At 32.6% G+C, this 15,352-nt stretch carries 13 protein-coding genes; 9 read left to right on the top strand and 4 right to left on the bottom strand.

Features of this window, described 5'->3' with window-relative positions:
• The first annotated feature begins 13 nt into the window (after positions 1–13).
• Together C3E88_RS07305 and rbsK are read left to right on the top strand one after the other, a co-directional pair.
• Positions 14–895, top strand: coding sequence for a YitT family protein (locus C3E88_RS07305; protein WP_236909515.1), 882 nt, complete (start codon positions 14–16; stop codon positions 893–895).
• A gap of 293 nt (positions 896–1,188) precedes the next feature.
• On the top strand, positions 1,189–2,073 hold the full coding sequence (rbsK, locus tag C3E88_RS07310; protein ID WP_236909516.1) for a ribokinase: 885 nt from the start codon (positions 1,189–1,191) through the stop codon (positions 2,071–2,073).
• 179 nt (positions 2,074–2,252) lie between these two features.
• On the opposite strand, the gene C3E88_RS07315 is transcribed toward rbsK, so the two are convergent.
• Both C3E88_RS07315 and C3E88_RS07320 read right to left on the bottom strand, forming a co-directional pair.
• Entirely contained in the window at positions 2,253–3,548 is a 1,296-nt protein-coding gene (locus C3E88_RS07315) for a hypothetical protein (RefSeq protein ID WP_236909517.1), read from the bottom strand.
• A gap of 22 nt (positions 3,549–3,570) precedes the next feature.
• Positions 3,571–5,940 carry an AAA family ATPase gene (locus C3E88_RS07320; protein WP_236909518.1) on the bottom strand — a complete coding sequence of 790 codons (2,370 nt, stop codon included), beginning with the start codon at positions 5,938–5,940 and terminating at the stop codon, positions 3,571–3,573.
• A gap of 306 nt (positions 5,941–6,246) precedes the next feature.
• Here C3E88_RS07320 and C3E88_RS07325 point away from each other — a divergent pair, with 306 nt between their 5' ends.
• Positions 6,247–7,596 carry an MATE family efflux transporter gene (locus C3E88_RS07325; RefSeq protein WP_236909519.1) on the top strand — a complete coding sequence of 450 codons (1,350 nt, stop codon included), beginning with the start codon at positions 6,247–6,249 and terminating at the stop codon, positions 7,594–7,596.
• Between the two features lie 215 nt (positions 7,597–7,811).
• Here the strand turns inward: C3E88_RS07325 and C3E88_RS07330 are convergent, their stop codons facing one another.
• Positions 7,812–8,477 carry a nuclease-related domain-containing protein gene (locus C3E88_RS07330; protein WP_236909520.1) on the bottom strand — a complete coding sequence of 222 codons (666 nt, stop codon included), beginning with the start codon at positions 8,475–8,477 and terminating at the stop codon, positions 7,812–7,814.
• A 219-nt stretch (positions 8,478–8,696) separates the two neighbouring features.
• Here C3E88_RS07330 and C3E88_RS07335 point away from each other — a divergent pair, with 219 nt between their 5' ends.
• The 5 genes from C3E88_RS07335 (at position 8,697) to C3E88_RS07350 (ending at position 12,877) form a co-directional block, all read left to right on the top strand.
• Positions 8,697–9,593 carry an aminopeptidase gene (locus tag C3E88_RS07335; RefSeq protein WP_236909521.1) on the top strand — a complete coding sequence of 299 codons (897 nt, stop codon included), beginning with the start codon at positions 8,697–8,699 and terminating at the stop codon, positions 9,591–9,593.
• A 303-nt stretch (positions 9,594–9,896) separates the two neighbouring features.
• Positions 9,897–10,019, top strand: coding sequence for a hypothetical protein (locus tag C3E88_RS12335; protein ID WP_272878488.1), 123 nt, complete (start codon positions 9,897–9,899; stop codon positions 10,017–10,019).
• A complete protein-coding gene (locus C3E88_RS07340) occupies positions 10,020–11,483 on the top strand; it encodes a sodium:solute symporter family protein (protein ID WP_236909522.1) in 1,464 nt (487 codons plus the stop codon).
• A 55-nt stretch (positions 11,484–11,538) separates the two neighbouring features.
• Complete coding sequence (pip, locus tag C3E88_RS07345; RefSeq protein WP_236909523.1) at positions 11,539–12,498, top strand: prolyl aminopeptidase; 960 nt, start codon at positions 11,539–11,541, stop codon at positions 12,496–12,498.
• A 121-nt stretch (positions 12,499–12,619) separates the two neighbouring features.
• A complete protein-coding gene (locus C3E88_RS07350) occupies positions 12,620–12,877 on the top strand; it encodes an AbiJ-NTD4 domain-containing protein (protein ID WP_236909524.1) in 258 nt (85 codons plus the stop codon).
• Here the strand turns inward: C3E88_RS07350 and C3E88_RS07355 are convergent.
• Complete coding sequence (locus tag C3E88_RS07355; RefSeq protein ID WP_236909525.1) at positions 12,855–13,490, bottom strand: hypothetical protein; 636 nt, start codon at positions 13,488–13,490, stop codon at positions 12,855–12,857. The genes C3E88_RS07350 and C3E88_RS07355 overlap by 23 nt on opposite strands.
• A gap of 277 nt (positions 13,491–13,767) precedes the next feature.
• Between C3E88_RS07355 and murJ the strand changes: the two genes are divergently transcribed.
• Entirely contained in the window at positions 13,768–15,327 is a 1,560-nt protein-coding gene (gene murJ / locus C3E88_RS07360) for a murein biosynthesis integral membrane protein MurJ (protein WP_236909526.1), read from the top strand.
• The last annotated feature ends 25 nt before the right edge of the window (positions 15,328–15,352 follow it).

A 15,352-nucleotide genomic window follows, 5' to 3' on the forward strand; every position in this document is an offset into this window, starting at 1 on the left:
AAGGAGGACAGAAATGTCAACTCAAGTACAACAAAACAAAAAATCCATAGAAGTAAAAGAAGTAGTAAGAAAACTAATATTCATCGTATTAGGAAATTTTTTATGTTCTATAGCTTTCAATGTCTTTTTTATACCCAGTAGACTTTTAAGTGGCGGGGTAGGAGGACTAGGCATATTGACCCAGTATTTAACAGGTATACCCTCTGGGATTGCCGTATTTGCTATTAATGTTCCCATATTTATCATAGGAGCCAGGTTAGTAGATAGAGAATTTGCTCTATATGGATTTATATCTATGTTTGTTTTTTCCTCTCTATTAACTCTAACCAATGGCATAGATAAATATTTTGCAGTAGAGGATATATTATTAGGTGCAGTTTTTGGTGGGGTATTTAATGGTGTAGGAATGGGACTTATGTTTAGAAATAGAACTTGTCAAGGGGGCTTTGATATAATAGCAGCTATACTTAAGAACAAGTACAATGTAAATATAGGTTCAGGATTAATGGCTGCTAACACCATAGTTATATCTCTTTCATCTTTACTATTTGGCTATAAACCTGCTATGTATACATTAATATCCATGTACATAGGATATAAGATATTGGACAAGGTTCAGACCGGATTTAATGTAAAGAAGAAGATAGTCATAGTATCCAATAAATCGGAAGAGCTAGCCGATGCCATAATCACTCAATTGAATAGGGGAGTCACCTTCCTAGATGGCATAGGAGGCTATACTAAAGAGGACAAAAAAGTTATATATTGTATAGTAACATCTAGAGAAACAGCAAAGCTAAAAAATATCATAGATGAAATAGACCCTACAGCTTTCTTTACCGCTAGTGATGTAGTTGAAGTAAGGGGAAGTGATTTTAAAAATGTAGGTATGTGATATATTTGTTACTTTAAGGTATAGTCATATCATTTTGAGAGGTAGTGGAAGAAACTCATAGGCTTGAAAAGCGAGCTCTTTCACTACGCTCAAGATGATATTTTTTTGTAGCTCTATTTTGGGATATAATTAATGAATCCCTAAATAAGTTAACAAGTTAGTGCCGGGGGCGGATATTTTTTTCTTGGGTAACCTTACCAATTATACTTTTATTTTTGCACAACAAGAGTATAATAGTTTTAAAGGTTTGATATGTAGAAGTTAGCTAAAACTTAACTGAAAGGAAAATGCTTATGTTTGATATTCTAGTTATAGGAAGTATTAATGCAGACTTGGTCTTTACATCAGATATTATGCCAAAGGCTGGCGAAACAGTAATCGGCAAAGATTTTAGAGTTGTTCCAGGAGGTAAAGGTGCAAATCAAGCTATTGCAGCTGCAAGACTAGGTAAAAAGGTTGGCTTTATTGGTTGCGTAGGGGATGATGATAACGGCAAAATGCTAATCGATAATTTTAAAGAAAACAATGTAGAAACTAGACATATTAGGACTTTAGAAGGGATTCCCAGTGGGGTTGCAAATATAGTAATATCTGAAGATGACAATAGTATTATTGTAATACCTGGGGCAAATTATTATATTACGAAAGAGATGATAGACGAAAATATAGATATTATAATGAATTCAAAGCTAGTAGTATTACAGCACGAGATTCCCATGGATATTATAGAATACATAGTAGATATATGTTTTGAAAATAGAATTAAGGTTATTCTAAATCCAGCTCCTGCCATCAAGCTAAAGCAAACTATTATAGATAAAGTTGATTATTTAACGCCGAATGAACATGAATGCAAAATAGTATTTGACAATTCCAATATAGATGAACTTTTGTCTAATTACCCAAACAAGTTAATTATTACCAAGGGTGATAAAGGAGTTGTATATCACAATGGAAATAGAATGGTTAATATACCCGCTATTAATGTAGATGTAGTGGATACAACTGGGGCAGGAGATACCTTTAATGGTGCACTTGCTACCGCTATTGTTAATGGGTACAATATAGACAGTGGAATTGAATTTGCAAATAAAGTGGCAGCTATTTCAGTTACCAAATTTGGAGCACAAAGTGGCATGCCTTATTGGGAAGAGTGTTTTGTAGACTGTGAACCTTAGTTACGCAAAAGTATAAAATAAGCTATCAGTTTATAATTGGAAACTGCTGAGATTATTCCTCAGCAGTTTTTTGGTGCTTACACATATATTCAATAAATAAAACTAGATTTAGTGACTACCAGGGAGTACTGTAACCATAGTAGAGAATAAGTTAACAAGTTAGTGCCGGGGGCGGATATTTACCAGGGGCGGATATTTATTAGGGGATGGATATTTACCAGGGAAGATTTATAATCAATATCTACCTTATCTACAAACAATATACCTTCAACATCAATGGTACTAGAGGGGTTTTCAAATATATACTTTGAATTAATATGGTTTTCTTTGATGAAATAAATATATTCTAGCAACTCCTCTAATCCCTTAATTATATAATTTTTATTGGTGGTATATTTTACTTCACCGATGATTATTTTAACCAAATCATTAGTATCCTTGCGGCATATTTCAATTAGTATATCCGGTCTTCCGCTCCAAAAGTTATCACTAAAATTAATATTATTAAATAGTGACTTAGCAATAGTTTTGGTACTGTTTATCGCTTTTATCTTTCTATTTAAATATTCATTATCTGAACCTTCAACTTCATCAAAACCAATATTAAAAGAAAGATTGTTAGAGCCTGTACTATCATGGTATATCTTATATAAGAATTCATCATCCTGCCAGCTAGCTACAATATTATTAGTACCGTCAACAATATACATTTTCTCGTCTATGGCATTTTCCCTTATTATATTGATGATCCAGTATAATTCAAACAAGGTATTTTCATCAGCAATTTCTATGAAGGTTCTTTCAAACAACTCTTTCACCATAGTCACATCTAGATTTAGATTCATTAGATTCCTATACTTTTGTAATAGTTGAGCAGCGGTACTATATAGGATATTCCTATCCTTTGTCACATCTTCAACCATTCTATCGGTTACATGAACTCCTTCTATATTTATTCTATTTATATACACATTTTTTTCATATATTTGTTTAACAATATTATTTATATCCTGACCACTAGCATACCAGGAATAATGGACGAATTTATCCATAGAAATATCTACAAATATGATGTTATATAGGGTTTCAATAAACTCTTTTAATACAATATTTTCCTTGGTATTATACCATTTATCTATTTCATTGCAGACAAATAGGGTTGGATCTTTGTAATTATAATTTAAACGTCTATTTAAGGTTTCCTGCCAATGGATACTTCCCCTAATTTCCCCTTGGTTAATTGTTCTCGTAAAACTAGTGGAGGTTTTCAAATTTCTAATTAAAATAGGTAAATTTAATATATATTCTCTTACTTCTGGCAACAATAGAAAGTGTATTTTTAACAGATCTTCTATTCTATCAATATTTAAATTTAATTTATTGAGAAAAGGCCTAGGAGATAGTTTGCCAGACTTTAGATATATAATTAAATCATCAGAAATATCCTTTAGCAGTGCTTCTTTGCTGGTTTTCATCATAATAACTCCTCTAAATTATCTATATTCTAAAGAAATCTTTAACGAAATTATCTAGCATATTTCTTTGATTAGAAAAATCTTTAATACTAGAAGCATATAACTCTTTAGTAAAGCTGATGATATCCGTTGGCATAATTCCTTCAAATTGGGGTAGTACATATAGTATTAACGCAGAGGTATAATCCCCTTGAACGCTAACATATCTAGCAATATCTTCAATAATAGCAGGACCAACTGTCCTATATTTGTTGATGATATTCCATATTTCAACTAAACCTTCCTTCAGATCTATATCGTTGATACTCTTATCTTCTATTCCCCAAAGGGTTAAATATTTTTGCATAATATCCTCATCAATATTTTCTGGTATTCCTACCGGTATGAAAGCAAATCTTCTCATGAAAGCATAACTCATCTCATATAGAGAAGTTTTATCGAAGGTATTCATAGTCCCTATAATTCTCCAGTCTTTAGGTATTATATATTCATAATCATTAGGTTCTATCATATCGCCATCCTCTTCAGGTTTTAAAACTATATTATTATCCGACTGAGATTTAAAGTGTAAGGTAATCTTATCGTCTGTTAAAGCAGAAAATAGGGAACCAAAGGCTTTGTCAATATCAGCCCTATTTATTTCATCTATGATTAGCCATTTATTTATAGGAGAAAAATCATCCTTATCTTTAAATAGCTGTAAGAATATCCCTTCATCAAAATACAAATTCCCATCCTTACCAGGTTTATATCCACCAATAGTATCATAGGTAGACCAATCGGACATAGCAGTAGTCATTTCATATTCTATTTCATAGGATTCGCATATTTCCTTAGCTAGTTTTGACTTACCAGTACCAGGAGGGCCTACAAGTATAATATTTTTTCCTGATTTAAGTGCAGTAGATATTTGGTTTAATAAAATATTTTTATTTTCAAAGAATAGTTTTTTGATTTCAATATTTCTATTGAAATCCACTTCAAGATCGTAGGTTTTTCCATTATCAGTACCATTACCATTGATATCCTTATCAGCACTTTTGTTAATTTCTTTAAATTCATCAAATACTTCTAACATTTTCTGTTTCATATCTTTGAAACTAAAATCATCAGGATTTTCTACTATATCGACATTCTTTATTAAGGATCTATTCTTTTTTTCTAATTCGTCACCAAAAGTAAGGCCGTAGGATATATGGTTATAGTCTTCTTCTTTCGTATATCCAATACCTAAATATAATTGAGCTGAATCCTTGTGACTATTTTTATCACTAGGATATAGTACAAACCAACATCGAGAGTTGCCATAGTTATTTGGACCGAAAAAGTCAGATATAAACTTATTTTCCTTGAACTCAAAATCTTTAAATTCCTCTATGGATTTAACGGTATCGAAAAGCTTTCTAAACTCTATACCTACTTTTTCTTTATACTTTTCATAATAAAAGGGGAATAATATTCTAAAATTGTTCCATTGCTTTAGTATATTTTCTCCAAACCTATTTAGAGCTTCAGTTTTTATACCTTCTAGTTGATCAATATCTATGCTTCCCTCATTTAATATTTTATCTGCAATATTAAATCTAATGAAATTTACCTTGTCATCTCCTTCATACTTAATACGAATATTATTTAAAAATTCTTTATCTAATTTATTTATATAGTCTATAAAGACTTCATCATCTAGTTCAAAGGATCTGATCTTTTCGGCATGTTCATAAATATACCTAAGGGATATCCTAGCATGCAGTTCGTGGTATTGGGTTGTGCAGAATATGAAGTCTTGTACATCTAACATATTTGGATTGTCTATGTAGTGGTTTTTATTGAAATAATCCAGTAATATAGTACATAGTTCATAGTAATTAGTATATTTAGTGGGTATATCGCCTAAGTTTTTATTGATTCCAAAGGGTCTTAAGAAGTCCCTATATATTTCGTCTTTATATAGGGGGTATTTTTCCAAGTCATATCCTGCCAATAAATATCCAAAGAGTGGGGTACCTAAACTAATTTTTCTATTGTAGGCTTTGCCAGCATTTAAAAACCTTGTAATCCTGTCATTTAAATCAGCAGAATCCTCATATAAATAATTCAAAAGCTCTGCCACCTCTAGAGGCTTTGCTGTTGCATAATCCTTCAGGTTGCCAAGGTTGCTCCAATGGACAAAACCACCGCTAGATGGATTTTGAGTTTGGAAGTATTTTATTATCTCCACTACATTTTCAGAAGTTATTTTTTTATCTTTCAAATAATTATTGATTTCCTTCAAAACTTCTCTTTTATATGTCTCACCGTAATCATCTTGATCTTTAAATTTTAGATATTCTTCAATTGCTATATCTAAATAATTATCTTTAAACAGTTCTTTTTTCAAATCTTCAACTTTCATCCTAACACCTCCAATGGATTTGAGTGTAATGGTTAATATATACAATATTCTATAAGGATGGCAAAAATCCTTTTTATCTATAGTAAGTTCCCATGAAAATGATTTAGCTAGTAGCTCCTCCCGATTAGTCAAACAAGAAGCAAGCAAATACTAGAACATCATCTAATGAAGTAGATAATTGGAGTATTAGTTGATATAATAATCTTATTATTGTATAGTTAAAAACAACAAATAGAAAAATATAAATATTTTTCTATTTGTTGTTTTTTAGATAATCTTTAATATATAGGAAGGGATTGAAACAAATTGAGAAAATTAAACCACAACTTAACTGAAGGAAATATATACAATTCGTTGTTGCTTTTTTCAATACCTTTTGTTATAGCAAATCTAATACAAGCCTTATATGGAACAGTAGATTTAGTAGTAGTTGGATTGTTTACAGATACACAAGGGATATCATCTGTTGCAATTGGGACACAGGTTATGCAGATTGTAAATGGATTGATAATAGGCTTCACCATGGGTGGGACAATACTTATTGGCCAATACTATGGAGCTAATAAGAAAGAAGATACCCAAGAAGTAATTGGAACTATGTTTACTTTAGGGTTAATTATATCTTTGTTTATTATGATTTTTATGTGGGTAATTACAAATCCACTACTTAATATTTTACGCACACCTGATGAAGCATTTATAGATGCCAGGAAATATGTCACCATTGCCTCCAGCGGTATTGTTTTTATATTTGGATATAATGCTATTAGTGCTATATTACGTGGTCTGGGTGATTCTAAAAGGCCGGTTTTGTTTATCGGCATAGCATGTGTATTCAATATTTTATTGGATTTTCTTTTTGTTGGGTATTTAGGAATGAGGGCATCTGGTGCAGCTCTAGCAACTATACTTTCTCAAGGCATTAGTATGGTTTTAGCAATTGTGTATCTGAAAAAAAACAATCTTTTATCCTATCTTAAATTAAATAATTTTGCTATAAATAAAGAAAAAGTGAAAAAACTATTTAAGATTGGTTTTCCTTTATCATTACAAGAGGTACTACTATGGATGTCGTTTTTATTTATTGCAGCTATTGCTAACAGCATGGGGGTTGCAGAGTCTGCAGCAGTAGGTATCATAGCAAAGTTTGAGACATTCTCCATGTTACCACCTATGGCTTTTTCAAATGCATTAGCAGCATTAGTAGCACAAAACGTTGGAGCAAATAAATTGGAACGGGCTAAAAAGGCTTTATACATAAGTATTTTCATATCCTTGGCATGTTCATTATTATTCTTTTTATGGGCACAAATATCCCCTCAATCTATAATTGGGTTGTTTCAGGGAGATGAAGATGTAAAAATAGCTGGTTCTAAATATTTCAAAAGCTACAGCTCCGATTATATTCTAGTTTCAATCAAATTTAATTTGAATGGATTCTTAAACGGATGTGGATCTACTACATTTACAATGATAAATGGAATAGCCTCATCATTATTGATAAGAATTCCAGTAGCATATATATTAAGTATATATCTTTCTAAAGGCCTAATAGGCTTAGGTGTTGCAGCACCAATAGCCTCTATAATCTCTATAATTGCATCAACAATATATATAAGAATGGGGAAATGGAAGAAACATAAGTTAGAAGACTAACTCATATTTAGCGTGAAAGAACCACAGAGATTTTCTGGTGAAGTTAAGGAGAGCTACTTCACCAATGAATAACACATAATTGTCGTCGGTCCAAGGTAATGAACCTAAGGATGTCGACGACAATTTTCTTCTGTCATCCTGCAGCGTAGCTGAAGAATCCTCAATAAGTTAACAAGTTAGTGCCGGGGACGGATACTTTGGGGACGGGTGTTTTTCTATCCTAAATTTTCAATATGCTTTTCCTTTAATTCATCCGACACATTAGTATAGGGCTTTAATATTTTATATATTTCGAGAATCCTATCTGGTGATATTACCTGACGTGAGTCTGCTAAGATATTTTCCATTACCTCTTGAAGTTCTGTCCTTTTTATTACATATAATTGATCCGAATAAGTTTCTATTTTTTTCAGGGTGCATCTTTCACTAAATACGATAATAGAAGTGTAAACATCATCTTTTTCATCTTTTAATAGATTTTTTAGACATTTTATGTGGGTGTTGTTTTGCCAGATTGGGTTATAGAAATATGATTTGTGACCATTTTTGAATGTTTGGAGCCAATTTTTGTTATTCTCATTTCCAAATATCCAACCTCCATAGTTTTTAGATTCAATCACATATATTCCTGTTTGATGGATAAATATTATATCTATTTCAGTAGTTTTGTCATCTTTAGGTATGTAGGTATTGACTAATATTTTAGAGTATCCAGGCAGAGATTCCAATATTCTGAAACTCAGGTATTCTCCATAAAGGCCTTTGTTAAACTTGACTTGGAAATAGCTTAGTTTGGATTCATCTTTATATATACTTTTGTTGTATTTTTTTCTATCAAGATAAAAATATAATAATATAATGGCAATTAATACTATTGTCACTAAAATCACCTCTTCATTTTTGTTAGATACTTCCCTATTTAGTAGTATATACAAAACAATATTTTGTGTCTATATATATTTCTTAACAGTAATATTGAATAAATAGAACCAGATACAGTGACTGCTAGGGAGTACTATAACTACAACAGAGAATAAGTTAACAAGTTAGTGCCGGGGGCGGATATTTACATTGCAGCATATGCATTAGGAGCAAAGCCAATGACTATAAATGTAGCTGCTCCACGAGGAGTTGGAAAAGCTGGTGACCCAGACTTACCACAAGGGCCTTTAACTGCCGCATTAAAAGAAGCAGACGTATGGATTGAATATAATAATCAATGGCTTTTATACTCAACACCATTTGATGAAGCAGTAGCAGCAAACAAAGATTTAAGATACATGTGCTTAGTTGGCATGAATCCGGACTTAATGATTAGGAACATTGGAAGAGTAAACAATATTGCAGTAGGAAACTTTTTAAGAAAAGTTGAAGAAATTACGAAAAACGCAGAGCATGTTAAGGTTACCACACCTGCTGGTTGTGATGTAGAATTCTATCACCAACCAAATAGGGACTTTTATACTTCAGATGGATTTGTAGGACATGGGGAAAAGAAAATGATGGCTGGTCAGATAAGTTGGGCTCCAAAACTAGACACCATAAATGGGAAAATTGTATTTGATGGTTCAATAGTACCTGGACCAGGTTTGCTAAATAATCCAGTAGAATTAACAGTAGAAAAAGGAATAATAACGAAAATAGATGGTGGAATAGAAGCAAAACAACTTGAAGAATTTCTAAGGGGTTTTGAAGATGAAAGGATGTTTAAAATGGCCCACATATCCTATGGTTTTAATCCAGGAGCTAAACTTACAGGGGATATTGTTGAAGATGAAAGAGTATGGGGCTGTACAGAATGGGGAATTGGGAATGTAGGACCACAGTTAACTTCAGATATACCTGGTGGTATTGAAGCACCATCACATACGGATGGTATATGTCTAAACTCATCAGTTTGGTTGGATGGTGAATTATTCCTAAAAGATGGAGAAGTAGTAGGGCCAACAGATGAGATTATAGAACTAGCAAGAAAGGCAAAAAAATTAGAATATTAAAATTTGCATTAGTATGTTAAAAATATAGCTTGACCCTTTATTATCTACGTAAAGTAGTTTAACACTAAGCTTGTCCTCATGTTTATAAATGTATAGCGTTTATATTTATGACAACCCCTGTCAAAATAATATTACTACTATAGGTAGAGACCTTCGATTTAGTACCAAGGAATTTAATCAAAATCAAGTTGATAAAAATATGAGGACAAGCTAATTAAATTAATTTTGGATCGATTTTATGATACATAACTGAATTCAAAACTATTAAATTAGTTAGATTATGCCTATGGGAGGGATTACTAAATGAATAACTTTGTAGGAGGACTACCTGGGGAAACTTGGGGGATGATTATAGTAATAATTGCAGTTGTATTAATAAACATAATAACCGTACGAAAGGAAATCAAAAAAGAGGGGGTAAAATAGATGACTCATTATGGAATCTATTTATTTTGTATACTTGTATTTATGGCGATTATGATAATAATAGGTTTTAAGACTAGAAAAAAAGTTACTGATGCTAGTTCATATATTACTGCAGGTAGGAGCATAGGCGTACTGTTAGGTGCTGGCATGTTTGTAGCTACCTTCCTTAGTAGTAGTTCAATAGTAGGATATGTGGGCTTTTTATATGACTCAGGTTGGTCTGGTTTTTCATCAATTTTAGGAACAGTTATATCTGTATTTATAGTAGGTAGGTTCTTAGTTGGAAAAATTAGAGAACAAGGGGATTATGGCCAGGAGACTATACCTGATTTCTTTGAGGATAGATATTATTCAAAATTTGCAAGAGGGTTTTCAGCTTTATTTATCGCAGGACTATATGTAATATTTGTAGCTGTAGAGACTATGGGAATGGCTAAAACATTAGAGGCATTTTTAGGTTGGAATTACTCTTTATCAGTTATACTGGTATCTATAATAACTATATCCTACATATTTTTAGGAGGATTACTAGCAGTAGCTGTTAATGATACTATTTGTGCTTTTATAGGGGTTGGTGGAGTATTAATTACCACTGCCATAGTGATGGCAAGGCTAGGCGGGATGACTGAAATGAACAATCAACTGGCAACAATTGATCCAAATCTTATCTATACATTCAAAGAAGAAGGAGCTTTAGCATTTGTTATTAGTAATGCAGCAGTTTGGGGTATAGGAAATTCCTCCCACCCATCTTTTTTAGGACAAGCTTATGGTGCTAAAAGCAAAGAAAGTGTCTTAAAAAGTTTGGCGTGGAGTTCTGTAGTCATATTCCTCTTTTATGGTGCAGCCATGCTTCTAGGAGCAGGTGCTAGGGTTATGTTACCAGATCTAGCTGATCCCGACTTTGCATTTCCAATGTTAGTCCAGATGGTATTGCCACCATGGGGTGCAGGTATATTAATTGCAGCGGTGCTATCATTAGTAATTTCAACTACAGATACGGTATTATTAACTGCTGGTACAGCTATAGGTAGCGATTTTATTGTTAAAACCTTAGGAAAAGAAATGGATGAAAAAGAAAGATTAAAGGTTGTAAGGATTTGTGTAGTGATTATAGGATTGTTGGGAATGATCATATCCCTTATGAAACCAGCACAAGTGCTAATCTTTCAAATGTTGAATTTTGGTGCAGCAGGTGCTGTATTCTTTGTACCTATAATATTTGGACTGTATTGGAAAAGAGCAACCAAAGAAGGTGGAATTGTATCTATGGTTGGTGGATTAATCGCTTATATAATTTGGTTCTTGATAGGATCTCCATATGGAATACATGCTGTAATAGTAGGGACTATTGTATCAGTACTATTGATGATTATAGTTAGTTTGAATACGGAAAAACCACCCAAAATAGTAATCGACCAATTCTTTGGTGAAAAAACTGAGGAAATAAGCATTCAAAATTAAAAATTTATAATATTAGGTATTGCATGGTGAACATAATTTAAAGGAGATGATATTCATGGATTATAGATATACCTTGTTTCCCGAAATAGAGTCCTATGAAAAAGGTTATATAAAGGTATCCGATTTACACACAATTTATTATGAAGAGGCAGGGAACCCTAAAGGGAAACCTATATTATTTTTACATGGGGGACCTGGTGCAGGATTAGATCCAATGAACAGACGATTTTTTGATCCTAAATTCTACAGGATTATATTGTTTGATCAAAGGGGTTGTGGAAATAGTACACCTCATGCAGAATTAAAAGAAAACACCACTTGGGATTTAGTTGAAGATATTGAAAAAATAAGGCAACATTGTAGCATAGACAAATGGGTGGTATTTGGTGGAAGTTGGGGCGCTACTTTATCCCTTATTTATTCTATATTACATCCTGAAAATGTATTGGGATTAATATTACGTGGGATATGGCTTTCTAGGAAAAATGAAGTTCAGTGGTTATACCAGGAGGGAGCATCAAGATTTTATCCAGAAGTTTGGGAAGAATATTTGAAGCCTATACCAGAGCATAAGCGTAACGATATAGTTAAAGCTTATTATGATATCTTTACAAAGGGCGAAGAAGAAAAACAGATGGAAGCTGCAAAGGCATGGAGTGCCTGGGAAGGTAGTATATCAAAACTAATTCCATCCAAGGATCTAATAGAATCTTTTAGCGATCCAAATAATGCAATAGCTATAGCTAAAATAGAATGTCATTACTTTGTAAACAATATGTTTGCTAAATCAGACAACTTTGTCATAGAAAACGCACATAAAATTTCCCATATACCAACTATTATTGTAAATGGAAGATATGATTTAGTATGCCCAATATATACTGCTTGGGAACTCCATAAGGCACTACCAAAATCGAAATTTATAGTAGTAGATGATGCTGGTCATTCTGCTACAGAGCCAGGTATAGTTTCTGAACTTGTCAAAGCAACAGAAGAATATAAAGAATTATACTAAACATTTTACAAATCAGTGCATAGGGCTAAGTATTTAGGTCTATGTACATTAATATATATAAGCTGGACAGCGAAGAGAGCTGTCTAGCTTTGCTTTTTGGCGATTCAATCTATCAATCCTAATGAAGGAGTATAAGATGAGATTTTCTCAAAGGATGGGGTTAATACCTATTAAAGTTGATATCCAAAAAGATGGTATGGATAAAGAGCTAAGGATTGGTTTATGGAATGTGTTTTATGAGTATATTGGTATTCATAGTCCAGGTAATGATTTATTGTCAAGCTCTCTTTATAAAGAACTTATCATGATAATATGGAAGGTTTTTTTAAAAAAACCTTCAGCTTTAGAAAAAGCATTTATTTCACCTTGCTCCCCTTAGCTAATATATCCATCTTCTTCTTTTCCTTATAATTCTTATAATAAGAATCTACATCCTTGGTAATACTGGTATCAAAACCATTGTCCTTCAATTCCTGTTCCATCTCTTTTAATACCTGATTGAAATTAGCATCGCTTTCCTTTTCTAGAGCCTTGCTCATGGAGATGTATTTGTTTGCAAGTTTTATCTTGGACATATCTCCATTTTTGTATTCCTGGTATCCTTTCTTTACCATATTATCTAGTTGGCCTTCAAAATTTGTTTGCAATGCTTCAAACCTAGAGTTATATTTAGCTAGTATTTCCACATACAGATTCTCATTGTTTTTTTCTATAGCCTTATCTTTACTATCAATATTTTCTATAGAAGAATCATCCTTTTCATCCTCAGTATTCTCATCTACTGAAGGCGACTTAATATTTCCTTCTTCAATAATATCCAACAAAGGATTTTTAAGATCGGCTAATTCTTCTTTAGCAATCTGTTCATCACCACTAGAACTCCTTGACATCATATTGACCAAAAGCTTTATATCTCCCCAATTAACAGCAACTAATACGATAATAATTCCGACAATACCTAATAATATATACTTGCCTGTTTTCTTTTTCATAAGCTTTCACCTCCCATAAGGATATTTAATAAATTATAACACAAAACTATAAATTACTGTATAAGATAATATAATATTCTCCTTTTTCAAAAACATGTCGAAAAATGAGAAATAAAATATGTAGGAAAATTGGTAAGTATGCCATTAATGGTTTGAGATTGGAATGAAAATTTGGTATAATAAGATAAGCATAGGCATTGTTACCTATATTTACATAGGAAGATTGTACTAAATCCATAGAAAAAATTTTACCATGGGTTTGTAGGGGGAATATTGGATGGGATCAGCCAAGAAGGCAGCAAAATCTGCAATAATCATCATAATATTTTCGCTTATAAGCAAATTATTAGGTTTTTTAAGGGAAGTTTTAATAGCATTAAATTTTGGCTCAGGTATGGAAACTGACACCTACTTTGTAGCTCTATCAGCTACTACCGTTCTTATGGGCATGGTAGCAGCAGGACTAAATACTACCCTTATACCTATACTTGCTGAAATAGAAGTAAAAAATGGCCATGATAAAAAAATAGACTATATGAATAATCTAATAAATGTGGTAAATATACTAGCAGTTTTCTTTGTAATATTAGGCTGGTTTTTATCTCCCATGATTATTAGGGTAATGGGCAAAGGATTTGAAGGGGAGCAGTTCCAACTAGCAGTCAATCTAACCCGTATAGGTCTACCTATAATGCTATTTACAGGAACTAGAGCTATATTTACAGGATACTTACAGAGTAATGAATCCTTTTTAGCACCAGCAGCTATTGGATTGCCTTTTAATGCGGTATACATATTGTATCTAATATTTTTATCCCCTAGTTTTGGCATAAAGGGCTTAATGGTAGCTAGTGTGTTGGCAGCTTTAGCTCAGATATTCATCCAAATTCCAGCAGCAAAAAAGCAGGGATACAAGTATAGGTTTAAAGTAGATTTTAAAGATAGGTATATAAAAAAGGCATTATTATTAACCTTGCCAGTAATGGTAGGTACAGCTATCAATGAATTAAATATGATAGTAGATAAGACCATGGCATCTAGTCTACAGGAGGGAAGCATATCCTCTTTAAATTATGCAAGTAAGCTTAATGGCATAATACTAGGGGTATTTATAGCAGCTGTAACTACTGTGATATTTCCCATGCTGTCTAAAGAATCCAATAAGGATAATATGGATGGGATAAATATCATCATGAGCCATGGGATCAATATAATCCTATTGATAACCCTGCCAGCAACTGTAGGATTGATCATATTATCTGAACCTATAGTTAGGCTGTTTTTTCAAAGGGGAGCTTTTGATGCTACAGCTACAGTTATGACTGCAAAGGCTTTGATATTCTACGCCGTAGGGTTGGTGGGCATGGCCTTAATGCTTATGTTAAATAAAGTATACTATTCCATGCAGGATACCAAAACACCAATGATAAATAGTGCTATAGCTGTAGGAGCAAATATAGGTTTAAACTTTCTATTTATAAAACCTCTAGGCCATGGGGGCTTAGCTTTAGCCACTAGTATATCCACTACTATAGCTACTATTCTACTCATAAGGGATTTAGACAAAAGGGTAGATGATATAGATCATAGTACCAATAGAAAATGTATGGTCAAAACCCTAGTAGCATCTATAATAATGGGAGTAGTAGTATACTTCCTATATGGAGGGCTAAACCGGGTATTCATAGGAGGCAAGATGATAGAACTGTTGATATTGATAGTATCTGTAGCTATAGGGGCTATGGTATATATAGGACTGTGCTATCTATTTAGAGTAGAGGAGATCAGGATGGTAATAGATAGGATGAAGCTAAGGTTGGGAAAGAGTATGGCTTAAAATAAGGCAATCAATAGATACTATT

This window comes from Clostridium sp. Cult3, from assembly GCF_021655115.1.
In the GTDB taxonomy this organism is placed as follows: Bacteria; Bacillota; Clostridia; order Tissierellales; family Tepidimicrobiaceae; genus PPXY01.

Coding starts and splice junctions, on each gene's coding strand:
- C3E88_RS07305 (WP_236909515.1), top strand. CDS start 14: ATGTCAACTCAAGTACAACAAAACAAAAAATCCATAGAAGTAAAAGAA.
- rbsK (WP_236909516.1), top strand. CDS start 1,189: ATGTTTGATATTCTAGTTATAGGAAGTATTAATGCAGACTTGGTCTTT.
- C3E88_RS07315 (WP_236909517.1), bottom strand. CDS start 3,548: ATGAAAACCAGCAAAGAAGCACTGCTAAAGGATATTTCTGATGATTTA.
- C3E88_RS07320 (WP_236909518.1), bottom strand. CDS start 5,940: ATGAAAGTTGAAGATTTGAAAAAAGAACTGTTTAAAGATAATTATTTA.
- C3E88_RS07335 (WP_236909521.1), top strand. CDS start 8,697: ATGACTATAAATGTAGCTGCTCCACGAGGAGTTGGAAAAGCTGGTGAC.
- C3E88_RS12335 (WP_272878488.1), top strand. CDS start 9,897: ATGAATAACTTTGTAGGAGGACTACCTGGGGAAACTTGGGGGATGATT.
- C3E88_RS07340 (WP_236909522.1), top strand. CDS start 10,020: ATGACTCATTATGGAATCTATTTATTTTGTATACTTGTATTTATGGCG.
- pip (WP_236909523.1), top strand. CDS start 11,539: ATGGATTATAGATATACCTTGTTTCCCGAAATAGAGTCCTATGAAAAA.
- C3E88_RS07350 (WP_236909524.1), top strand. CDS start 12,620: ATGAAGGAGTATAAGATGAGATTTTCTCAAAGGATGGGGTTAATACCT.
- C3E88_RS07355 (WP_236909525.1), bottom strand. CDS start 13,490: ATGAAAAAGAAAACAGGCAAGTATATATTATTAGGTATTGTCGGAATT.
- murJ (WP_236909526.1), top strand. CDS start 13,768: ATGGGATCAGCCAAGAAGGCAGCAAAATCTGCAATAATCATCATAATA.